General features: G+C 69.1%; 19 protein-coding genes. 7 read left to right on the top strand and 12 right to left on the bottom strand.

The annotated features are described in order from the left end of the window. The first annotated feature begins 261 nt into the window (after nt 1-261). The 5 genes from GTZ93_RS40675 to GTZ93_RS40655 all read left to right on the top strand — a co-directional run bounded on the left by GTZ93_RS40675 (nt 262) and on the right by GTZ93_RS40655 (nt 4073). Nucleotides 262-1356 (top strand): zinc ribbon domain-containing protein, encoded by a 1095-nt coding sequence (locus tag GTZ93_RS40675; RefSeq protein WP_139920518.1) that lies wholly within the window; start codon nt 262-264, stop codon nt 1354-1356. Between the two features lie 113 nt (nt 1357-1469). Continuing rightward, nucleotides 1470-1973, top strand: a complete 504-nt coding sequence (locus GTZ93_RS40670; protein WP_161663342.1) for a cytochrome c-type biogenesis protein — start codon at nt 1470-1472, stop codon at nt 1971-1973. Nucleotides 1974-1976: 3 nt separating this feature from the next. Continuing rightward, entirely contained in the window at nt 1977-2936 is a 960-nt protein-coding gene (locus GTZ93_RS40665) for a tetratricopeptide repeat protein (RefSeq protein ID WP_139919522.1), read from the top strand. A gap of 69 nt (nt 2937-3005) precedes the next feature. Beyond that, on the top strand, nt 3006-3515 hold the full coding sequence (locus GTZ93_RS40660) for a hypothetical protein (RefSeq protein WP_139919521.1): 510 nt from the start codon (nt 3006-3008) through the stop codon (nt 3513-3515). A 3-nt stretch (nt 3516-3518) separates the two neighbouring features. Continuing rightward, nucleotides 3519-4073, top strand: coding sequence for a hypothetical protein (locus tag GTZ93_RS40655; protein ID WP_139919520.1), 555 nt, complete (start codon nt 3519-3521; stop codon nt 4071-4073). Between the two features lie 3 nt (nt 4074-4076). On the opposite strand, the gene GTZ93_RS40650 is transcribed toward GTZ93_RS40655, so the two are convergent. The 10 genes from GTZ93_RS40650 to GTZ93_RS40605 all read right to left on the bottom strand — a co-directional run bounded on the left by GTZ93_RS40650 (nt 4077) and on the right by GTZ93_RS40605 (nt 15370). Next, a complete protein-coding gene (locus GTZ93_RS40650; RefSeq protein ID WP_139919519.1) occupies nt 4077-5039 on the bottom strand; it encodes a D-2-hydroxyacid dehydrogenase family protein in 963 nt (320 codons plus the stop codon). 36 nt (nt 5040-5075) lie between these two features. Beyond that, the gene (locus GTZ93_RS40645; RefSeq protein WP_120578280.1) at nt 5076-6272 is read right to left on the bottom strand and encodes a GNAT family N-acetyltransferase; all 1197 of its coding nucleotides are present in this window, start codon (nt 6270-6272) and stop codon (nt 5076-5078) included. Nucleotides 6273-6352: 80 nt separating this feature from the next. Continuing rightward, nucleotides 6353-7531, bottom strand: a complete 1179-nt coding sequence (locus GTZ93_RS40640) for a DegT/DnrJ/EryC1/StrS family aminotransferase (RefSeq protein WP_167548721.1) — start codon at nt 7529-7531, stop codon at nt 6353-6355. Beyond that, nucleotides 7519-8637: a GNAT family N-acetyltransferase gene (locus GTZ93_RS40635; RefSeq protein WP_139919518.1), complete on the bottom strand. Its 1119-nt coding sequence runs from the start codon at nt 8635-8637 to the stop codon at nt 7519-7521. The genes GTZ93_RS40640 and GTZ93_RS40635 overlap by 13 nt, the downstream gene beginning before the upstream one ends. A gap of 36 nt (nt 8638-8673) precedes the next feature. Next, the gene (locus GTZ93_RS40630; protein ID WP_120595990.1) at nt 8674-9756 is read right to left on the bottom strand and encodes a gluconeogenesis factor YvcK family protein; all 1083 of its coding nucleotides are present in this window, start codon (nt 9754-9756) and stop codon (nt 8674-8676) included. A 110-nt stretch (nt 9757-9866) separates the two neighbouring features. Further along, nucleotides 9867-11234 (bottom strand): polyisoprenyl-phosphate hexose-1-phosphate transferase ExoE, encoded by a 1368-nt coding sequence (exoE, locus tag GTZ93_RS40625; protein ID WP_139919517.1) that lies wholly within the window; start codon nt 11232-11234, stop codon nt 9867-9869. Between the two features lie 110 nt (nt 11235-11344). Beyond that, nucleotides 11345-12082: a CpsD/CapB family tyrosine-protein kinase gene (locus GTZ93_RS40620; RefSeq protein WP_120564433.1), complete on the bottom strand. Its 738-nt coding sequence runs from the start codon at nt 12080-12082 to the stop codon at nt 11345-11347. Nucleotides 12083-12118: 36 nt separating this feature from the next. Beyond that, nucleotides 12119-13528: a GumC family protein gene (locus tag GTZ93_RS40615; protein WP_121752229.1), complete on the bottom strand. Its 1410-nt coding sequence runs from the start codon at nt 13526-13528 to the stop codon at nt 12119-12121. 37 nt (nt 13529-13565) lie between these two features. Then, nucleotides 13566-14750, bottom strand: coding sequence for a hypothetical protein (locus GTZ93_RS40610; protein WP_139919516.1), 1185 nt, complete (start codon nt 14748-14750; stop codon nt 13566-13568). Between the two features lie 50 nt (nt 14751-14800). Then, nucleotides 14801-15370 (bottom strand): polysaccharide biosynthesis/export family protein, encoded by a 570-nt coding sequence (locus GTZ93_RS40605; RefSeq protein ID WP_120578285.1) that lies wholly within the window; start codon nt 15368-15370, stop codon nt 14801-14803. A gap of 407 nt (nt 15371-15777) precedes the next feature. On the opposite strand from GTZ93_RS40605, the gene GTZ93_RS40600 reads away from it, so the two are divergent. Then, a complete protein-coding gene (locus tag GTZ93_RS40600; protein ID WP_120578558.1) occupies nt 15778-15969 on the top strand; it encodes a hypothetical protein in 192 nt (63 codons plus the stop codon). A 138-nt stretch (nt 15970-16107) separates the two neighbouring features. Here the strand turns inward: GTZ93_RS40600 and GTZ93_RS40595 are convergent, their stop codons facing one another. Further along, complete coding sequence (locus tag GTZ93_RS40595; protein WP_139919515.1) at nt 16108-17664, bottom strand: phospholipase D-like domain-containing protein; 1557 nt, start codon at nt 17662-17664, stop codon at nt 16108-16110. A gap of 290 nt (nt 17665-17954) precedes the next feature. Here GTZ93_RS40595 and GTZ93_RS40590 point away from each other — a divergent pair, with 290 nt between their 5' ends. Next, the gene (locus GTZ93_RS40590; RefSeq protein ID WP_139919514.1) at nt 17955-19988 is read left to right on the top strand and encodes an amylo-alpha-1,6-glucosidase; all 2034 of its coding nucleotides are present in this window, start codon (nt 17955-17957) and stop codon (nt 19986-19988) included. On the opposite strand, the gene GTZ93_RS40585 is transcribed toward GTZ93_RS40590, so the two are convergent. Then, nucleotides 19989-20789: a tetratricopeptide repeat protein gene (locus GTZ93_RS40585; protein ID WP_257979276.1), complete on the bottom strand. Its 801-nt coding sequence runs from the start codon at nt 20787-20789 to the stop codon at nt 19989-19991. Between the last annotated feature and the right edge of the window lie 35 nt (nt 20790-20824).

Below are 20824 nucleotides of genomic sequence, written 5' to 3'. Positions count from 1 at the left end.
GGAGCCGGAAGAGGGAGGCCCGGGGCCGCCTCGCGGGAGGCCTGGAATCCGTAGTAAGTCCCATCTGTCGGCGTCGTTCGCGAGGGCTTCCCCCGGCCCCTGCTCCAGCGAGGTGGGCTTCCCATGCAGTGCCCCGAGTGCGGTGAAAGCGCGGCGGACGTCCGCTTGATGTACTGCGAGAACTGCGGCGCGAAAATGCCCGCACGTCCCGCGCCCCCGCCCCGAGCCAGCAGCGCCAGGAGCAACCGCCCCAGCCGTCCCATGACCGAGCCGGCCTATGCGGCGGAGATCCTGGACGAAGAGGAGGAAGACCGGCGCCAGGCCAGCGGCGCTCAGCCCCCACGCGGCTCCAAGGCACAGCCTCCGCCGGAGGAGTTCGAGGACGAGGATCCGTACACGGGCCCCCCCTGGCTGAAGGACGTGCCGGGCCACTCGCAGAGCGTGTTGGGCGTGGGGCTGGTGGCGTTCTCGCTGGTGCTGTCCATCCTGCCCTTCTTCCCCAGCGTGGGCGTGCTGGGGACCTTGCTGTCGCTGGTGGGCTGCGTGGCGCTCGTCGCGCGGGAGCTGCGCCGCGACGGCAACGCGCCCGGCTGGGTGGACTCCGTGCCGCTGGTGCTGATGCGGCCGGAGATCCCCGCCGCGTTCACGCTGCTGCTGCTGGCGCTGTCCGTGCGGCTGCTGTCCGGCTTCAACCTGCTCTTCCCCATCTGGGCGGCGGGGACGGCGCTCATCGCCGTGGAGCAGTACAAGCTGGTCATCGCGGAGCCGGACGGCGTGGCGCGCGACTTCGACCTGCGCTCGCTCCTGCGCTTCCCCCGGGTGGTGGCGCTGGCGGGCGTGGCGGTGTGCGTGGTGGCGCTCTTCCTGTCGTGGGGCAAGGTGATGGCGGACGGCTCGGCGCTGCCGGACAACGCGCCGGTGCCGGGCGGCGTGCGCAGCGTGCCGGCCGAGTTGCGCGTGATTCCCACCACGCGGCCCTCGGACGACTCTCTCTACAGCGCGGGGGGCGGCGTCGCGTCGCGCTCGGGCTGGGACCTGCCGTTGTCGGAGCTGCCGCTGCTGGCGCTCCTGTCGCTGCTCGTGCTCGCGGCGCTGCGGACGGACGTGGAGCGCCCGGCCTTCCTGCGGTGGGTGCCGGTGGGCGCGGTGAGCGTGAGCCTGCTCTGGGCGCTCGCGGGGGTGAAGCTCGCGGTGGGCCCCATCGCGTTCCTCCTGGGCCTGGGGGCGGTGGGCTTCCATGCCGTGCGCCACGCGCTGGGCCGCGACGAGCCGGCGGAGTACCTGCCGCCGGAGGACGACCCGTACGATCCGGACCAGGACCTGGAGACCGAGCCCGACTCGGGCTACCGGGGCTAGGCCGCTGGCTTCAATCGGAAGGGCTGCCCGGGCGGCGGGCGTGCGGCCCAGGATTCCGTGTGCAATACCCGTCAGGGGGCGGTAGTTAGGGACGGCCCCCGCTGGAGCCCCCGATGAATGCCGTCCTCGTCTCGTTGACCCTCGCCCTGAGCCTTGCCACGGGGCAGTTCGCGCCGCAGCAGGCCGCGAGTGAGCCTCTCGCGCCGGCCCAGGAGGCGCGAGTGCAGCAGCTGGCGAAGAAACTGCGCTGCGCGGTGTGCCAGGGCCTGTCGGTGGCGGACAGCCCGTCGTCCATGGCGCGCGCGCAGCTGGACAAGGTGCGCGAGCTGGTCTCCGACGGAAAGACGGACACCGAAATCGTCGACTACTTCGTGGCGCGCTACGGCGAGTGGGTGTTGCTGGAGCCGCGCGCGGAGGGCTTCAACTGGTTCGTGTGGCTGGGGCCGGTCGCGCTGGTGCTGGGCGGCCTCTTCGTCATCCTGAAGCAGCGTCAGCCATTGCCAGAGGCCGCCGCGCCCGCGGAAGCCGCGCCGGCCCCCTCCCCTTCCACCCCCGCGCCGTCCACGGACGAAGCGGACCCCTACCTCCAGGCCGTGCGCCGGGAGCTGGAGCGCTAAGCCATGCAGCCCGAGCCCACCAACTGGTTGCCCGGAATCATCGTCCTCTCGGTCGCCTTCGTGCTGGCGGCCGCGTGGCTCCTCTACATGAAGATGAAGACGGGGAGCGCGCTGCCGTCGGACACCACGGCGAAGGCGGACGGAACGGCGGACGACCTGGCGCAGCGGGCGCAGTCGCTCATCGAGCAGCTGCGCACGCTGGAGGCGGAGAAGCACCACTTCACCGCGGAGCACTACACGGCGGAGAAGGCGCGGCTGGAGAAGGAAGCGGCCGCGGCGCTGCGCGCGAAGGACGAGCACCAGAAGCGGCAGGCGGCGGGAGTGAAGGCGCCCGCGCGCAACGTGCCGGCGCCCTCGGGTTGGGCGTCGCGCAACCCGCAGATGGTGGGCGCGCTGTGGGGCGCGGGCGTGGTGGTCTTCTTCGGAGGGCTGGGCTACCTGCTCGTCTCCGAGCAGAAGCCGCGCGAAGAAGGCCAGATGGGCACGGGCGCGACGCCGCCGGGCATGGCCCAGCAGCAGATGCCGCAGATGCCCGAGATGAACGACGAGCTGGAGCAGGCGCGTCAGCGGCTGGCGTCGAACCCGGGCGACGTGGAGGCCGCGTCGATGCTGAGCCACGAGCTCATCCGTCAGCAGCAGTTCGACGAAGCGCTGAAGGTGACGCTGAAGGGCCTGGCGGTGGATCCGTTCAACGTGGAGCTGCGGGTGCACCGGGGCGTGCTGCGCGCGGCGTCGCAGGGCGACCTGCAGGGCGCGGAGCAGGAGCTGATGGAGCTGGTGGACACGTGGCCGGACGCGCAGGAGGCGCTCATCTTCCTGGGCAGCCTGTCGCTGCGCCGGGGCGACAAGGCCGGAGCGCTGGAGCACTTCGAACGCTTCACGGTGGAAGTGCCGAAGAACATGCAGCCCCCGCAGCTGGCCCCCGCCATCGCCCAGCTGCGCGAGCAGGTCGCTCAGCCGTAGCAGTAGGCTGTGCGCTGTGAGGGGCCGGACTTCCGGCCCCGTGAAGTGTGTCACCCCTGGAGGTGGGCCATGGGTGTGTCAGGCTTCTGGAAGGCCGCGGTCACGCTGTGCGGCGTCGCGTTGTCATCCGCCTGCGCGACAGGCGGTTCCGCGACGTATGTAGAGGGCGCCCTGCGCCCCCGTCACTTCGTCTTTCATGAAGTGGTGAAGCAGCGTGGAAAGAAACCAGGTGGCTGGATGGCAGCCTGTCTCCACGTCGGCATCGCCCGTGACACGGGAGAGTTGCTCTACTGCAAGTTCGGCGTGGAGATGCCCATCGTCAACGGTGCGCAGGGAGCGATCTCCATGGAACAAGCCCAAAGCCTCTCCGCGAGTTGCGCGAATCAGGCAGCGAGGACCACTTTCTCTGGCGCGACGCCAGCCACGCCCATCGGAATTGCCTGCGAGGAATTCAAGACCTTCTACGACCTGACGCTCAAGGCGGCCATTGACGGTGCTCGAGTCACGAAGGTCTGTGCCATGGGCATCAAGCCCGTCGTGGTGACACCTTCGGGGCCAACCACCAGCGGAGGCATGTAGCCCATGGTTCCATCCCTAGAGAAGTTGCTGGAGATTGCGCGGACCTACTGGCCCTCTGAGGAAGATCCCAATCAGGAACCCAGCCCCGAAGCACATCTGCTCCATGCGCTCTGGCGCAAGAAGCTCGCGGAGCCTGGGCCCTGGGACGTATTGATCGATCAACTCGATCAGGCATTTGCCCAGAACGCCATCGGAGACATCACGACGTCTCGGGATGGATGCTTCTGGTGCGCCATCTACCCAAGGCGTTCTCCTGAGCGGTCCGGCTTGCACTGGGTCTACGTCGGCTGCGCCAGCATCATCGCGCCCGTCTACACCGTGTATCGGGTCCAGTTTGAGTACGGCGAGCGCCGGATCTTCCGGCAACTCGACCTGGAGCCTCCCGCCACAGAGCCCGCGGTCACGATGGCGAGACTCATGGAGTCCGCGATGGATTTGAGCCTGCTGCCACCAGACATCGCCAACCACCCAGCGCCCGTCTTCGTGGGCTGGAAGTCCCCTCCGAAGACGACGCTCTTTCACGCGCTCTTCACAAGCGAACCCGACAACCTTCCCTGAGCCTCATCCCAGCCTGCGGATGGGCGCGCCGTCGAGGAACGCCCGGATGTCCTCCACGGCTTCGCGGAAGTACGTCGCGTAGTTCCCCTGGGACACGTATCCCAGGTGCGGCGTCGCCAGCAGATTCGGCAGCGTCCGCAGCACGTCGTCCGTGGGCACCGGCTCTGTTTCAAAGACATCCACCGCCGCGCCCTCGATGACACCCTGCTGGAGCGCCTCGACCAGCGCCGCCTGATCCACGATGGCCGCGCGCGACGTGTTGATGAGGTACGCCGTGGGCCGCATCCTCGCGAGCTCCGCACGCCCCACCAGCCCCCGCGAACGCTCGCCCAGAACCAGGTGGATGGACACGAAGTCGCTCGTCTCCAGGAGCGCCTCCTTCGACGAAGCCCGCGTCACCCCGACTTCAGCGGCCCGCGCGTCCGTGAGGTTCGGGCTCCAAGCGATCACGTCCATCCCGAACGCCGCACCCACGCGAGCCACCCGGCTCCCGATCTTCCCCAGGCCCAGGAGCCCCAGCCGCTTCCCGTGCAGGTCCACGCCCACCGAGTGCTGCCACGGGCCCCCCTGCCGGAACGCCGTGCTCTCCCCCACCACGTTCCTCGCGAGCGCCAATATCAACGCCCACGTCAACTCCACCGGAGGCTCGGTCGCGCTCGCCGTCCCGCACACCGTCACGCCGCGCGCGGTGGCCGCGGCCACATCGATGGACGCATTCCGCATCCCCGTCGTCACCAGCAACCGCAGCCGTGGCAGCCGCTCGAGCAGTGACTTCGGAAACGGCGTGCGCTCCCGCATGACGACGAGCAGGTCGAACGGCGACAGCGCCGCGACCAACTCCTCCTCACCGGAGAAGTGCTCGCGGAGCACCGTCACCTCGACCTGTCCGCTCACGGAAGACCAATCCGCGAGCCGCGTTGAAACACCCTGATAGTCATCCAGGACAGCGCAGCGCAGCTTCTCCATGGCACCCGCCAGGATCCGCCACGCCGCCACCGAGCGTCAATGCACCGCGGCCTTCCGCCGACGGAACCGGCGCACCTTCTCCACCAGTTCATCCGACAGCACACCCTTCACCGCGTTGCGCGTCTGGCGGGCCCACTCCTCGGAGCGCGTGAACCACGTGCCCGCGAAGCCCGCGCCGTGCGCGCGCAGGGACACCGTCTGGCGCTGCTTCGTCACCCAGTCGGACTTGTACGTCTCCGTGCCTCGCAGGAAGTCGTACTCCGTCAGGCCCATGTCGATGGCGTCCTTGAACGTCTCGCCCACCAGCACCAGGCCCACGCTGCGGTTGCGCCACGCCGGGTCATAGCCGGACTGGAAGTACACGAACGTCTGGCCATGCAGGATGCCGTACACGGACGCCACCGCCTGGCCGCCCACCTTCATCGTGTACATCCGCAGCCGGCCCCGCTCCGCCAACCACTGCGTCGCGTCCCGATGGAACGCCTCCACCCCGGCGCCCTTGATGCCCTGCGACCCTCCATCCGAGGACCAGCGCAGCGCATGCAGCCGGAAGAAGTCCGTCATCGGCCCGGCAAGCGCACCCGGCGCGTCCGTGCGCTCGATGCGGTAGCCGTCCTGCTTCTCCAGCCACTTGCGGCGGCGCAGGTAGTTGTCCCGGCGGCCCGTGCGCTTGAGGAACGCATCGAACGGCTCGCCCGGCACCAGCGTCTCGTACGGGCACACGTAGCGCTCCGTCACGCGCACGTCGCCAAACACCTCGCGCGCCACGCCGAGCGTCGTCGAACCCTCGCGCAGGTCCGTCAAATCCAGCACGTCCCACTCGTCGCGCAGCCCCTGGAGCACGTTGAAGAACGTCCGGGCCACCTCCGCCTCACGGCCCTTGCGCGCCACCACGTCCAGGTAGTCGCTGCCCACGTGCGTCTCACCCAGGAAGCCCAGGCGCCGCACGCGCATGCCATTCACCCAGCGGTGCTCCAAGCCCAGCGGCAACAGGCCCACCAGCGTGCCCAGCCTGTCGCGCGCCGTCAGCACCAGCGGCCGCACGTCAGGCGAGATGCGCCGGCACCACGGATACAGCCATTCCCACGCGTTGAACGGACCGGCCGTGCTCGCGTCCAGCAGCGAGTTCCACTCCGCCCGCATCCCCGCCAGCTGCGAGGCACTGCCCACCGCTGCCACGTCCAGCCGCGGCGCCAACCTCGGCCCCGACGTCAACTCGTCTTCGCGGATCACCGCGTCACCCTGATGCCTTTCCCGAAGCAATGCCCCGGCCCCCGGGGGCGATTGCAACCCGGGAGCCAGCCCCTGTTCCCTCACGACGCGCGCTTGCTCGGCCGGCGCTCGGACTTCAGCGCCTCCCGGACCACGTCCGCCACCTGCCCCATGACTTCCGGCGACAGATCCTGGTGGCACGGAATCTCCAGGATCGTGCGCCGCAGCTGCGCGACCTCCGGGAACTCCGACGGGTCGCACGCGGGATGGAAGCGCTTCCAGAAGTCGATGGCGTCGATGCCCTTCTCTCGCAGCTTCGCCAGCAGCAGCTCCTTGTCCTGCACCACCATCGGGTAGAACAGAGGACTGACGCCCGGAGGCAGCTGGTTGAAGAGCGGCGGCGACACGTCGCGCAGCCGGCCCAGCAGCAGGAAGTAGTTGCGGCGGCGCGCCTCGACGATGGACTCCAGGTCCTGCGCCAGGGCAATCCGCTTCGTCAGCGGGCTCATGCCCAGGTCCACGTGCCGCCGGTCGAAGTGCTGCGTGCCCGTGGCCACCCGCTCGATGCTCGCGGCCTTCACCGTGCCGTGCCCCACCGAGCGCACCAGGCCGCGCAGCCCCCGGCCCACCGCCCCGCCGCGCAGCTCCATGTTCTGCAGCAGCGCGGACACGGTGTGGCTGAAGGTGGACGCCAGCGGCGGCGACGGCGGCTCCGGCAGGCTGTACGAACGCTTGCCGTTGACGACCAGCGCACCTCCATTGGGAACCGGAAGGGTCTTGTAGAGGCAGAAGATGCCCACGTCGCCCGTGGTGCCCAGCGGCGTCGCGCCGTCCGAAGACAGGAGCGACAGCGCACAGTCCTCAATCAGCGGGATGCCGTGCTCGTCCGCCAGCTTGCGCATGGCGTCCACCGGCCCCGGGAAGCCCGCGTAGTGGATGAGATAGAGCGCGCGCGTCTTCGGCGTAATCCGCTTCGCCACGTCCGCCACGTCCACGTCCCAGCGGCTGCCCACGCGGTAGAAGCGCGGAATGGCGCCCGCGTCCACCACCGCCTCCACCTCCACGCCGTGGTGGTAGGCGGGCATCAGCACCTCGCCGCCGTCCAGGCGCAACATCTTGATGGTCAGCCAGACGGCGTTGCGCGCGAAGTAGAAGTACCGCGCGTTGGGAGACGAGAACGGCGGCAGCGCCCCCGGACGCGGCGGGGCCATCAGCATGCCCGGCCACAGCGTGGGCAGGGACGGCACGAACATCTTGTCGGTCGTCTTCACTTCTTCCATCGCGCCACCACCTCTTTCGCCGCCGGTACCCACCGGAACTTCGCCGCGCACAGGGCCCGGCCGAAGGCGGTGTCATTGAACACATAGAGCCAGGTGTGCCGCCGGACCTGATCCGTCCAGTCGCGCTTCCACACCATGTCCGGCCCCAGGAAATCGAACTCGGTGAGCCCCCGGTCCAGACAGTCCGCCAGCACCTCCTCCATCAGGAGCTGCCCCGGGCTGCATTCCTTCAGGGACTCGTCGTAGCCAGGCTTCAGCAGGAAGTAGCGCCCGCCGAACTCCAGGCCGTACTGGAACGCCACCGCGCGCCCGTCCACGCGCAGGAAGTACAGCGCCAGCCGCTTGCGGTAGGCCGAGTCCCGCGCCAGCTCCGTGTAGAAGCCGCGCGTCTTCGCGTCCTGCGCCATGGCCGTGCCATTCGCGCCCTTCCAGCCGCTCTGCTCCAGCAGCAGCCCTTCCTCCAGCGTGCCCTCCAGGTCCAGCCCGCCGGAGATGCGCTCGAAGGTGACCTTCCCCTTCTCCTCCAGCTTGCGGCGCCGGCGGCGGCAGTTGGCCTTGAACTTGGACGGCAGCTTCGCGAAGTACGCGTCCTTCTTCGCGGGCAGCGGCACATAGGGCGACTGCAATGACTCCCACTCGCCCACCGGCAAGCGGGCCTGCTTCGCGGCCTCCATCAGGCGGAAGCCCACGCCGCCGTCCGGCACGTCCGTCAGCCGCAGCACATCCCAGCCGCCCGTCGCGCGCAGGTGCGCGAGGAATGCCTGGGCCGCGGCATCCGGCTCCCGCGCCAGCATGTCGAAGCGGCAGGAGTGCGCGTTGGCCGCGGAGGTGAGCTGGCGGACAGGAACGCCGTACATCGACGTGCGCTCCTCCACCAGCGGCAGCGCGGCGGTGAGCGTTCCATCCTCGCCGCGCATCAGCAGCACGCGCATGCGTGCCCCGGCGGCGAAGTTGTCCAGCCACAGCCGCAGGAACTCATGCCGGTAGAACAGCTCGTGGGAGGTCGTCTCCACGAGCTGATTCCACTCGGCTTCCAGGGACATGAAGTCCGCCCGGTCGTTGACTTCCACGACCTGGGGGGCAGTCGATAGTTGAATGGCTTCCATGTTCGCGGGCCCCAAGGTGGTGATGGCCAATGCGGCCTACAACCCGCTGCGCGCCATCTTCAGCAGGCAGGCAGCGACCTTGCGGCTGTCGTGTCGGATCTTGGAACCTTCCTTGAGGAGGTCCGCCTGCACCGGAATCACGCCGGAGGACAAGAGCTCCCGCGTCTCCGCCGTGACCATGAAGGAGCCCTTGCGCGCATAGCGCTGGATGGCATCCTCATTGGGCGCCCGGCCGTTGACGAGCACCGCGTCCAGCACCGGCCCCACGTGGTCGATGACGGCCTGCACGTGGTCCAGGCAGTTCATGCCGTCCGTCTCACCCGGCTGGGTCATCAGGTTGGCCACCATGACCTTCAGCGCGCGCGTCTCCTTCAGCGCCTGGGCCACGCCGTCCACCAGCAGGTTGGGCAGCACGCTCGAGTACAGCGAGCCCGGCCCGATGGCGATGAGGTCCGCCGAATAGATGGCCTCCAGCAGGCCGTCCACCGGCGGAGGAGAACGAGGGCTGAGCGACACGCGGCGCACGCGGCCCTGGGCGCGGCAGATGTTGCGCTCGCCCACGACCTCCGTGTCGTCATGCATCTGGGCGACGAGCTGCACCGACGCGAGCGTGCTCGGCAGCACCTGGCCCTGCGCGCCCAACAGCTCCCCGGACAGCCGCACCGCCTCCAGGAAGTCGCCCTTCAGCTCCGCGAGCGCGGCGATGAGCAGGTTGCCCACCGCGTGGCCGGCGAGGCCCTTCGCGCCGCCGAAGCGGTACTGGAACACGTCCTTCAGTGCACTCTTGCCACCCGCGAGCGCCACCAGGCAGTTGCGGATGTCACCCGGGGGCAGCACGCCGTGCTGGCGGCGCAGGCGGCCGGAGCTGCCGCCGTCGTCGCTCATCGCCACGACCGCGGTGATGTCCACGCCTGGCTGGCCGCCCTTGGGGGCCGCGCGCCGGGCCAGCCCCTTGAGCACCATGGGCAGGCCCGTACCGCCGCCCATCGCGACGATGCGCGTGGGACGGTTCTTCGGCGCCTGCAGCAGCTCGTTGCGCTCCACGGCCTGCTGCTTGTTGCGCGCGTCGTCCTGGTTCCACTGCTCTGAGAACGGTGCGTCCACGTCCATGCCCACCATGTTCCGACCCCCTCGCCCATCCCAATCCATGGCTACCCACCCTTGGCATCCCGGCCTCCCCCGACAACCGGAGGCCGCGGACGGTCATCAACGCCTACTACTGAACCGAGCTACCGAGCACCCCGCCCCAACAGCACGTGCCGGACGGTGTGGAAGATGATGCCGACGTCGAGGAACAGCGACCCGTTCTTCACGTAGTACAGGTCGAACTCCAGCTTGTTGCGCGCGTCCTCCACCGAAGCGCCGTAGGGGTAGCGGATCTGCGCCCACCCCGTGATGCCCGGCTTCACCGCCTCACGCACGCCGTAGAACGGAATCTGCTGCTTGAGCTGCTCGGTGAACACCGGGCGCTCCGGACGAGGGCCCACGAAGCTCATGTGGCCCAGCAGCACGTTGAACACCTGCGGAATCTCGTCGATGCGCGTCTTGCGGATGAACTTGCCCACCCGCGTGACGCGGTCGTCGTTGGAGCGCGCCCACACCGCGCCGTTCTTCTCCGCGTCGGTGCGCATGCTGCGGAACTTCCAGAGCGGATACGCGCGGCCACCCAGGCCCACTCGGTCCTGCCGGTAGAAGACGGGGCCCTTGGAGTCCAGCTTGATGGCCAGCGCCACCAGGATGAGGAAGGGCGAAGCCATCAGGAGGAGCAGCGACGCCACCGCCACGTCGAACACGCGCTTGAAGGCCCGGCGCAGGGGCGACACCGTCATCTCATCCGCGAAGGCGAAGTCGCTCGCTCGCAAGAACTGCACCGGGATGCGGCGCAGCACGCGCTCGCAGAAGCCCGCCGCGTCGTACACCCGCCGCCCGTCCAGCCGGCAGCGCAGCAGCGAGTCCACCCAGTTGGCGCCGCGCATGTCATCCGCGGCCTGCACCACGTAGGAGGCGTTGAGCCGAGCCGCCATCGCGTCCAGCGGCTCCTCCACCTTGCGCGGGTCCACCAGGGCCACCACGCGGAAGGAACCCTCGCCGCCGTCTTCGATGGCGCTCGCCACCGCGCGGGCCTTGAGGCCATCACCGACGACAAGCACCGCGTCGGGTTCACCCACCAGCGCCCGGATGGAGACGCGCACCACCAGGGTGCCGGCCAGGGCGCCCATCGCGCCACCCAGCAGCGTGCCCGGAGGCAGCACCACCGGCAGGGCCAGCGGCAGGAGCAGCATCACGCCACCCGCCACCATCGCGGTGACGCCCGCGGCCTTGAGGAAGCGGTAGCCGCGCGTCCGGTCCTCGGCCGCGATGCGCAGGTCATACAGGTCCAACAGGTACAGCGTGAACTGGAAGGTGACAACGAAGGCCAGGCCCAGTCCCACCAACGTCGGCCACAGCGTGGCGAACGGCGGCTGGGAACCCAGGGGCGCGAAGAGGGCCGCGCAGGCCGCGGCACCCGCGACACAGGCCAGCGCGATCGCCGAGGACTCGGCGAGGAAGAACGTCAGTTTCTTGGCTGAAAAATAGTGGTGGAAAACGCGAAGCACGTGACTCCTCCAACCCCAACCCGCCGCCGCTCCAGGCCCTCCGCCCATCGCACCTCATCGGTGCGAGGAGCGGGTCGGGCCACGAATCACTTCAACTCGACAACCGACTGCTACTTCTTCACGTAGTTCTTCAGGTACGGGGTCGCGTTCACTTCCGCCCCGTTGAGCACGCAGCCCACCAGCGCCGCGCCCGCCAGCTGCTCCACCGCCTGGTTCACCACCTTGGAGGGGGTGACGTTGGCGCGGATGACCATCAGCACGCCGTCCATCTGGTGGCCCAGGATGGCCGCGTCCGCGAACGGCAGCGTGGGCGGCAGGTCCACGTACACCTCGTCGAAGCCCTCACGCACCGCCTTGAGGAACTGCTTCATGCGGGCGCTGGCCAGCACCTGGGTGCTCTCCTCCGGCGTGGAGCCGGCGGGGATGACCGCCAGCCGCGTGGAGTTGAAACGGCGCACCACGTCGCGCACGTCGCACTCACCGGCCAGCAGCTCCGCCAGGCCCACCTTGTTGCGCATGCCCAGCGTGGGGGCCACCTGCCCCCGGCGCAGGTCCGCGTCCACCAGCAGGATGCGGCGCTCCGGGTTCGCCCGGGCGGCGGCCAGGGCCAGGTTCACGCTCGTCACCGTCTTGCCCTCGCCGGGCATCGCGGAGGTGAGCGCCACCACCTTCATCGGACGCTGCTCGCGCATCCGCTCCAGGCGGTAATACAGGGTGCGGTACTGCTCGGCGGCCGCGGAAGCAGGGGCCGTGAGCGTCACCACCCGGCGGTCCACTGCGTTCGAGGAAGCCGCGCTCTCATCCACGCGGGGGAGGAAGTTACCGGCCCGCTCCATCGTCGAATCCATCTGAGTTCTCCAATCCTTTCCGTATGGGGTCGGCAATTAGTTCAGGGAAGTAGGCGAGGAGACGCTGTTCTTGCTCCCAGCCATCGGCATCAGAATCCGCTTCTCCGTCTTGCCTTGCATGTTCGGGACCACCGCCAGGACAGGGAGCGTGATGCGCTCGCGGACCTCGGTGCCATCGCGCAGGCTGTCGTCGCGCATCTCCAGGACGGTGCCAGTCAGGACACCCAGCGACAGGGCCACCAGGGCGGCGATGAGCAGGCCCGTCATGCGGTCAGGGCGAGCAGGCGAGGAAGGCACACCGGCGGGCGAGATGACATTGAACAGGCTCTTGGCGCTCTTGGCCTCCAGCTCCTGGGCGATCTCCGCCTCCACCTTGCGGCTCACCACGCTCTGGTACTTGGTGCGGGCGATTTCGTAGTCCCGGTTCATGACCGCCAGCTCCTGGGCCCAGCGCGGGGTGTTGTTCAGCCGCGCCTGGTACGCCTCGGCCTGCTTCTGGAGGTCCACGATGTCCTTCTGCACGTTGCTGATGAGCGTGGACACGCGGGTGCGCTCGTTGCGCTCGGCGAACATGCGGCCTTCGGCGTCCTTGCGCTGGGCGCTGATGTCACCCAGCTCACGCTCCATCCGCTTCACTTCCGGGTGATCCGGCGTCCACTGCGTCTTGGCCTGCGTGAGGGTGCGGGACAGGCCGCTCTCCGTGGCCTCCAGGCGGCCGGCCTCGCTGTCCGCGGCGTTGCGAGCACGGGCCAGGTCGGAGCGGCGCGCTTCGGCGGTGCGCAGCTCCTCGGACTTCATCTGCAGCTGGGCGCCAATGCGCTCCAGGCCGCGCATGTTCATCTCCATCTGCTCGGGCAGCTCGCCCAGGTGGTCCACCTTGAACTTGGAGATCTTCGTCTCCCAGGAGGACACGGCCTTGCCCATGGCGACCATCTCCTCGGTGAAGAGGTCGGTGGCGCGGGCCGCCTGCGTCTGGCGGATCTTCAGCGTCTCCTCGGAGAAGATGGCCGGCAGGCGGTTGGCCACCTGCGCCACCACCTGCGGGTCGCGGCCCGCGTAGGTGAGCTCGAAGGCCGTCTCACCCTCGACGCGCACGGTGAGGTCCTTGCGCATCTGCTCCACCGCCGCCTCGATGCCCTTATCGGACACGAGCTCCGGGTAGAGGTTCATCTCCTCGATGGCCTTCTGCAGCACCGGCCGCGCCAGCAGCTCCTGGCGGACGGTGACGAGCCGCTGCTCGATGAGCTCGCTCACCGTGCGCTGGACCATCTCCTCGCCAGGGCGCTGCGGCTCCACACGCACCACCACGGACGCTTCATAAATGCTCGGCCGGGTCATCACGATGGCCGCACCCAACACGAAGATTGCTGCAGCGATCGCCCCCACCAGGGCCTTGCGGCGCCACAGCGCCGAAAGCAACTGGTCCGCCGTCATCCCACGCTCCATGATCCGCTCCTCCATCCTCGTAGCTCTCAAAGGTTGCCTACCAAGCTGTCATGACCAGACGGAGGGCGAACACGTTGCGTGTCAGGTCCCCCGCCCCAGCGACATCCGCCGCACCCACCTGCGCGATGCGGTCGAACGCGCCCTGCAGCGCCAGCTTCCGGCTCAGCCGGTACTCGACGCCTCCACCCACCGCATAGCCCTGCGACACGTTCGTGGTGTTTCGCCACTGCGTGTAGTTCTCACCGGGCGCCGTGCCGTTCCGGAAGAAGCTGGCCGCCCCGAAGGCCGACAGCTTCTGCGTGAAACGATGCGCCCCCATCACCGACGCGTAATCCGCCCACACCGCGCCGGAAAAACCGCTCGCGCCCACCAGGTCGTGGCCCACGGCGAAACCGAAGTCACTGCGCTCGCCCTCGCGCACCAGCTCCACCGCCACGCGGGGCATCCACCCGCCGCGCGTCGCGTCCGAAGGCAGGTAGCGCACCGGCCCGCCCCGGAGGGTGAGCGTGGTGGGCCGCGTCAGCCGGTAGCGCAGGGCCGCGGAAGCGCCGTGCGCCTGGCTGTAGTCCTGGTCGTACAGGAAGCCCTGGTAACGGTACTCGGCGCCCAAGGACAGCCGGCGCGTGGTGCGGTACCACAGCTCCACGGACGGGGTGTGCGCGTAGCCCGCCACCCGTCCCGGCTCGATGATGCGCGTCGCCTCGAACATGTAGTTGCCGCGCACGTCCAGCCGCTCCGACACGCGCCCCGTGAGCCCCACCTTCGTCTGTGCATAGAAGGTGGGCGCCGTGGAGCGCGCCAGGCCGTCACGCGGCAGCGACGTGGGGTCGGTGACGCGGAACACCCGCGCGCTGGCGTCCAGCCGCAGCCGCCGGGACAGCACGTCCCGGAAGCCCACGCCCGCGCGGTGGTCCACCGTCGTCGTCCCGGAGCCGTGCCGGGCCAGGAGGTCCGTGGCGTAGAAGGACTCGAGCGTCAGCTGCTCGTTCTTCACGTCCAGGCCCAGCCGCGGAGACAGCTTCGTCATGAACTGCCCGTTGGTGCCAGTCCCGCCCAGACGGATGTCGTTGTCGAAGCGCTCCTCCGCCGTGAGGCGGAGCCGAGGCTCCAGGATGGTGGCCGCCTGCGCGGCCGGCGCGGCGATGAGACAGCCTGCAATCACTGCCCGCTTCCAGTTGCCCCTCACCGCCGCCCTCCCGTCCTGACCCACGCCCACGCCCATGTTCGCTGCTTCCCGATGCCTGTCTTTGATGGTTTCGAGCCCGTCCCGCATCACGGGACGACGACGGTGTCACCCGGCCGCAGGATGACGCTCTCGCCGTCGGGGGAGACCAGGTCGCTGTAGCGCACCGGAATCTGCCCGCCCTTGCCGTCCGTGCGGATGACGACGATGCCGTCCGAGTTGGCGAAGTCCGTGAAGCCGCCGGCCAGCGCGATGGCCTGCAGCAGCGACACGCGGCCGCGCAGCGGGTAGGCGCCCGGGTGGGCCACTTCGCCCGTGACGAAGACGCGGCTGCTGTTGACCTCGCGGACGATGACCGTCACGCGCGGCTCCTGCACGTACGGCTGCAGGCCCGAACTGAGCGCCTCCGCCAGCTCCGTGGGCGTCTTGCCCGCGGCCTGGATCTCCCCCACCATCGGAATGGAGATGAAACCGTCGGGGCGCACCGGCACCGTGCGCGACAGCTCCTGATCGCGCCACACGCTCACGTCGAGCACGTCCTCGCGGCCGATGCGGTAGGGCTGCTCCGCGTTGTCGACCTTCAGCGTCTGCTGGTGAGCACAACCCGACAGGAGGAGCATCCCCATCACCGTCCAGAACCCCGTGCGCCGCATTCCCATCTTCCGCTCTCCTTCGTTCACTGATGTTCCGTGCGATCCACCGTTCACACGCCCTGAAGGGCCGGGTGGTTCGCTTCTGGCGGAGGCTCTTAGCAGCGCGTGTGCCAGCGGCTGGGGGGAGGGAAAACCCTTGGAATGCAGTGGGTTACGGCGTGCCACATCAGGCGCACATGGGCGCATCCGGGAAAAATTCCGGTCCTACCCCGGTGTTCGCCCCTGTGCTTTCTGCCGATCGCTTCCACAGGGTGGAAGAGGATTGCCCAACGTGAGCCCCGTACCTTCCACGCCCTTTCGGGCTCCCCCTGGGACCCCCGAGCCAGGGCCCTGGCACGGGACTTGATAAGGGATTGGGCGTCGGACAGCGGTAGTGGTTCAGGGGTCCAATTCAGTCCAGAGGGGGACAGCGGATGGGCAAGGTGGCAGGGGCGGTGGGGGTGGTGTTCATGCTCGGAACCAGCATCGTGGGTCTGATGGGGGCCTCGCTGGGCAACGGCGTCGAAGCGGGCGTGCTGGGCATGGTCGGCCTGGCCCTGTACGGCGGCAGCTCGCTCTTGAGCGGCAGGGCGGCGGAGCCCGCGGGCGTCGCGAAGCAGGCGTAGCGCCACAAGTCAGCGCTGACTGAAACGCTGTAGGAAGCACAGGGCCTTCGGGCCGGATCAGCGAAGTGGGGAGCCAGGCTTCCCCCGCTGCCGGCCCGTGGGCCCGTGTCGTATCCGGGCCCTGCCCTCCCCTTCACTTCAAGGCTGACGAGGCTCGGCTTCCGGAGCGTGGGAGGCCTGCGCGTCCGGCAGCTCGCGCGGCTCCTGGACGGAGGCTCGCGGCGGAACCTCCTGCTCCGGCAGCGGCTGCTGTGCGGTGCCCTGCGACTCCTGGCGGCGCAGGCGCACGGCCCGGCTCCACAAGGCGATACCGGCCCACGCGCCTACGAGCGCCACCGGCACGGCCACGACGTGGGGCCAGTAGAGCGCCACGCCGGCCAGGGCCAGCGGCACCACGCCCGCGCCAAAGACGACCTTGGATTCGGTGCGGCCCAGCTCGCGGTGGTTGGTGACGGCGGCGCCCACGGTGTTGCCCAGGCGCACCGCGCCCGCGGCCGCGCGGCTCATGCTGCCCCGCCGGCCGCGAGTCCCACGCTGTGCACGCGGCAGCGGAGGCGCGGCGCTCATGCGACGCGCCCTTCCACTGAGCACCACCTCCGTCGCGTGCTCCAGGTCCTGGAGGTACATGTCCTCCATGCACCGGGCGAAGGGCGCGTCCTCCACGGCGACGTCGATTTCGGAGTTACCCAGCCAGCTGGCGGGGTTGAGGTTGGACGAACCGACGCGCGCCCAGGTGCCATCCGCCACCGCCGTCTTGGCGTGGAGCATGGTGCCATTCCATTCATAGACGCGGATGCCGGCCTCCAGCAGGGGGCGGTAGCCGGCCTGGGTGAGCGGGCGAAGCGCGGGGATGTCGCTGCTGCCGGGCACGAGCAGCCGCACGTCCACGCCGTCGCGCGACGCGGCCCGCAGCGCCTGCACATAGGTGGCGGTGCCCACGAAGTAAGCGTCGGTGAGCCACAGCCGCTTGCGCGCGAGCGAAGCGATGAGCTGGTCCACGCGGAAGAGGCCCGCGCTCCAGGGCACGCCGGCCACCACGCGAAGGGACACGTCGCCCATGGTCAGGGAGGCGCGAGCGGACAGGCAGCCCTCTTCATCTAGAGGAGGGCCCACGGTGCTCCACCCCTGGGCGAAGGCGCGCACCAGGTCCGCCACTGCGGGGCCGCGAATCTCCAGGCCGGTGTCGCGCCAGGGGGCCACGCCCTTCTGCTCGTCGCCCACCCACTTGTGGCTCACGCACAAGCCGGAGACGAAACCGACCTCGCCGTCCACGGTGAGCGTCTTGCGGTGGTTGCGGCCCAGCCACGCCAGGGGCCGGTCGAACTGGAAGGGATTGAAGCAGCGCACCTCCACGCCCGCGTCGCGCAGGGTGCGCCAGTAGTGGCGGGACGCAGTGCCCTGGCAGCCCAGCCAGTCATAGAGGACGCGGACCTGCACGCCGTCGCGAGCACGGGCGGCCAGCACGTCCGCGAAGGCGCGGCCCACGTCGTCGTCTTCAATGATGTAGTTCTCGAAGAGGACGGAGCGCTGGGCCTGCTGGATGGCGCGCAGCCACGCGGGGTAGTTTTCGCGAGCGTCGCGCAGCAGGTGCACGTCGTTGCCCGGCACGAGCGGTGCGCCCGCGGCACGGGAGAAGACCTGTTCGGCGAGGTTGTGCTGCCGGCCGCTGATGCCCGATGACTTCACGATGCCCACGGCGTGTCTCCTCGGGAAATCGGGGCGCGCCCGAAGGCTCTGGGTGAGGTGCGGTCCCCTTGGGACGGTCGCAAGGGCTTCGCGTGAACGGATTCCAGCGCGCTCGAGGCAGCGTCGAGGGCCTGGCTGCCCGCCTGACCTCCCCTCGAGTCCGGGGACCGGGGGATGCGCTGTGTGGCGCGGGGATGCATGAGCAACCTCTCCACGAGAACGATGTCCGACGGATTCCTGCTTCCTACCCTTTCCCGCGCGTCTCCGCCCAGGGGGACGGGCGAGGAGGAGACGAAGGCGTGAACGAATCAGCCCCTGCCCTGCCCCGCCTGTCGTTCGACTTCCCGGAAGGCGCCGACTTCAGCAACGGCGTGAACCACGAGTGGCTCCTGACCAACGGCCGAGGGGGCTACGCCTCCGGCACGGTGGTGGGCTGCAACACGCGCCGCTACCACGGCCTGTTCATCCCCACGTTGGAGAAGCTGGGCCGCACGGTGCTGATGGCGCGGATGGAGGAGACGGCGCTGGTGGACGGGGAGCGCTACCGGCTCACGTCCGAGGAGCACGAGGACGGCACCACGGTGGAGGACGGCGCGAGGCACCTGCGGCACTTCCACCTGGAGGGACTGATTCCCGTCTGGGAGTACGCGGTGGGGCGTGCGCGACTGAGGCGTCGCTGCGTGATGGTGCACGGCGAGGACACGGTGTTCCTCGCGTGGGAGCACCTGTCCGGTCCGGAGGTGACGCTGCACCTGCGGCCGTTCCCGGTCATGCGCCCGCATGACGGGCCACTGTTGAAGGCCGTGGGGGAGCCCATCGTCACGCTGCGAGGCCCGCTGGTGGAGCTGCGCAACGGAGAGGACGGTCCGACTCAGCGGATGCGGCTGTATGCGGACGGGCCCACGCCGTACGTGAGCCTGGCGGAGACGTCCCAGCCGCAGCACCTGCGGACGGAGAAGGCGCGCGGCTATGACTTCACGGAGGTGCAGCACTCGCCGGGCTACTTCACGGCGACGCTGAAGCCCGGGAGCGCGCTCTACTTCGGGCTCACGACGCAGGCGCCGGGGCACCTGCTGGAGCGGAATCCCAAGGAGGTGTTCGAACGGGAGCTGGGGAGGCAGGAGCGCCTGTTGGAGCGCGCCCCGGAGCATGGGCGCACGGGGGTGCCGGCGCGGCTGGTGTTGGCGGCGGACCAGTTCATCATCGACCCGCCAAGGCCCGCGGACGCAGCGTGGGCACGGTCGATGGGATTGGACGCGAGGAGCGTCATCGCGGGCTACCCGTGGTTCACGGACTGGGGCCGGGACACGATGATCAGCCTGGACGGGTTGACGTTGGCGACGGGGCGCTACCGCGAGGCGGCGGCCATCCTGCGCACGTTCGAGCACTACGTGCGGGACGGCCTGATTCCGAACTACTTCCCGGATGGAGAAAACGAGGGCGTCTACCACACGGCGGACGCGACGCTCTGGTTCTTCCACGCGGTGGACCGTTACCTGGAGGAGACGGGAGACGAAGCGCTGTTGAAGGACCTGTTCCCGACGCTGCGGGACATCGTGGCGCACCACCAGAAGGGCACGCGCTTCCACATCGGCGTGGACCCCGCGGACGGGCTCCTGCGACAGGGACAGGAGGGCTACCAGCTCACCTGGATGGACGCGAAGGTGGAGGGCTGGGTGGTGACGCCGCGCCGGGGCAAAGCTGTGGAGATCAACGCGCTGTGGTTCAACGCCCTGCGCCTGATGGCGGGCTGGGCGGAGCGGCTGGGGCTGGAATCAGGGCCATACCGGGCCGCGGCGGAGAAGGCACAGGGCAGCTTCAACCAGCGCTTCTGGAATGAAGCGGGCGGGTGCCTCTACGACGTGGTGGACGGAGAGGATGGCCGCGAGGACGTGAGCGTGAGGCCGAACCAGGTCTTCGCCATCTCGCTCAAGCATCCGGTGCTCAAGCGAGACAAGTGGGCGCAGGTGCTGGAGGTGGTGCGCCGCGAACTGGTGACACCGGTGGGCCTGCGCAGTCTGGCGCCGGGGAGCAGGGACTACAAACCGAAGTACGACGGAGACCTGCGGGCCCGCGACGCGGCCTACCACCAGGGCACGGTGTGGGGCTGGCTGATTGGCCATTATGTGGACGCGACGTTGAAGGTGTCCCCGGACATCAAGGCCGCGAGGGCCCTGCTGTCTGGAATGGAGGACCACCTGTCTCACGCGGGGATTGGACAAATCTCGGAGATCTTCGATGCGACGGAGCCCTACCGTCCGCGAGGCTGTTTCGCCCAGGCCTGGAGTGTCGCGGAGGCGCTGCGGGTATTCAGCAAGACCAACGTGGGGTGATCAGGCTTTCTGGAGCTTCCGCAACCATCGAGCGGACTTCACATGCCCCTGGCTCGCGGCATCACGAAAGTGACGCATGGCACGCGCCTTGGATTTGGGCACGCCCTCCCCGTTCGCGAACATCAGCCCCAGGTTGAACGACGCGCTGGGATGCCCCTGCCCCGCCGCCAGCCGGAACCAGGCAAAGGCGCGCAAGGCATCCGTTGGAAGGCCCACGCCATTGGAATAGTTGTAGCCCAGGGCCAACTGCGCTTCCGCGTAACCGCCCTTCGCGGACATTTCGTAATACGCATTGGCTCGCTTCAGGCTCTTGCGGACGCCCTTTCCCAGTTCATACGCAAGACCGACGTTGTAGGCCGGAATCGCGTGTCCCTGCCGTGCATGCTTCCGGTAGATCCGGACCGCTTCCTGCTGCTGCTGGGCCTCGGTGCTTGCGAACAGGAGATACGCCAGGTTTCCCTCGGCGACAGCGAATCCCATCGCGGCGGCCTGGCGATACCAGGCTTCAGCCAGGGTCTTGTCCTTTCGGATCCCCCGTCCATAGTCATAGGCGAGGCCCAGATTGAAGGCCGCCACGTCGTCCCCCAGTCCGGCTGCCTTTTCCGTCCACATCCGGGAGCGCTTTGGATCACGCCGGACGCCATCTCCGTAGAGGAAATGAAGCCCCACGTTCGTCATGGCCTCCATCTTCCCGAGCCGCGCCGCCGTGAGGTACGCCTCGAAGAGGTCCTTGCGGTCGTCAGGCCGCGTCTCCTCGATCGTCCACGCCCTGCCCATGGCCGCATCCGCCAGGGACCTCACGGGTGGAGTCTTCCTTCGTACGCGCGTTTCCATTC

Origin of the sequence: Corallococcus exiguus (assembly GCF_009909105.1) — a bacterium.
GTDB lineage: Bacteria > Myxococcota > Myxococcia > Myxococcales > Myxococcaceae > Corallococcus > Corallococcus exiguus.
The sequence above is the reverse complement of the archived record's forward strand: the minus strand, read 5'-3'. Positions and strand labels throughout refer to the sequence as shown.

Excerpts from the sequence above, each read along its gene's own strand:
- GTZ93_RS40660 (WP_139919521.1), top strand. The coding sequence starts at position 3,006 with ATGGGTGTGTCAGGCTTCTGGAAGGCCGCGGTCACGCTGTGCGGCGTC.
- GTZ93_RS40670 (WP_161663342.1), top strand. The coding sequence starts at position 1,470 with ATGAATGCCGTCCTCGTCTCGTTGACCCTCGCCCTGAGCCTTGCCACG.
- GTZ93_RS40635 (WP_139919518.1), bottom strand. The coding sequence starts at position 8,637 with ATGGAAGCCATTCAACTATCGACTGCCCCCCAGGTCGTGGAAGTCAAC.
- GTZ93_RS40630 (WP_120595990.1), bottom strand. The coding sequence starts at position 9,756 with ATGGTGGGCATGGACGTGGACGCACCGTTCTCAGAGCAGTGGAACCAG.
- GTZ93_RS40605 (WP_120578285.1), bottom strand. The coding sequence starts at position 15,370 with ATGGGAATGCGGCGCACGGGGTTCTGGACGGTGATGGGGATGCTCCTC.
- GTZ93_RS40640 (WP_167548721.1), bottom strand. The coding sequence starts at position 7,531 with ATGGAAGAAGTGAAGACGACCGACAAGATGTTCGTGCCGTCCCTGCCC.
- GTZ93_RS40610 (WP_139919516.1), bottom strand. The coding sequence starts at position 14,750 with ATGGGCGTGGGCGTGGGTCAGGACGGGAGGGCGGCGGTGAGGGGCAAC.
- GTZ93_RS40615 (WP_121752229.1), bottom strand. The coding sequence starts at position 13,528 with ATGGAGCGTGGGATGACGGCGGACCAGTTGCTTTCGGCGCTGTGGCGC.
- GTZ93_RS40665 (WP_139919522.1), top strand. The coding sequence starts at position 1,977 with ATGCAGCCCGAGCCCACCAACTGGTTGCCCGGAATCATCGTCCTCTCG.
- GTZ93_RS40655 (WP_139919520.1), top strand. The coding sequence starts at position 3,519 with ATGGTTCCATCCCTAGAGAAGTTGCTGGAGATTGCGCGGACCTACTGG.
- GTZ93_RS40600 (WP_120578558.1), top strand. The coding sequence starts at position 15,778 with ATGGGCAAGGTGGCAGGGGCGGTGGGGGTGGTGTTCATGCTCGGAACC.
- GTZ93_RS40620 (WP_120564433.1), bottom strand. The coding sequence starts at position 12,082 with ATGGATTCGACGATGGAGCGGGCCGGTAACTTCCTCCCCCGCGTGGAT.
- GTZ93_RS40650 (WP_139919519.1), bottom strand. The coding sequence starts at position 5,039 with ATGGAGAAGCTGCGCTGCGCTGTCCTGGATGACTATCAGGGTGTTTCA.
- GTZ93_RS40675 (WP_139920518.1), top strand. The coding sequence starts at position 262 with ATGACCGAGCCGGCCTATGCGGCGGAGATCCTGGACGAAGAGGAGGAA.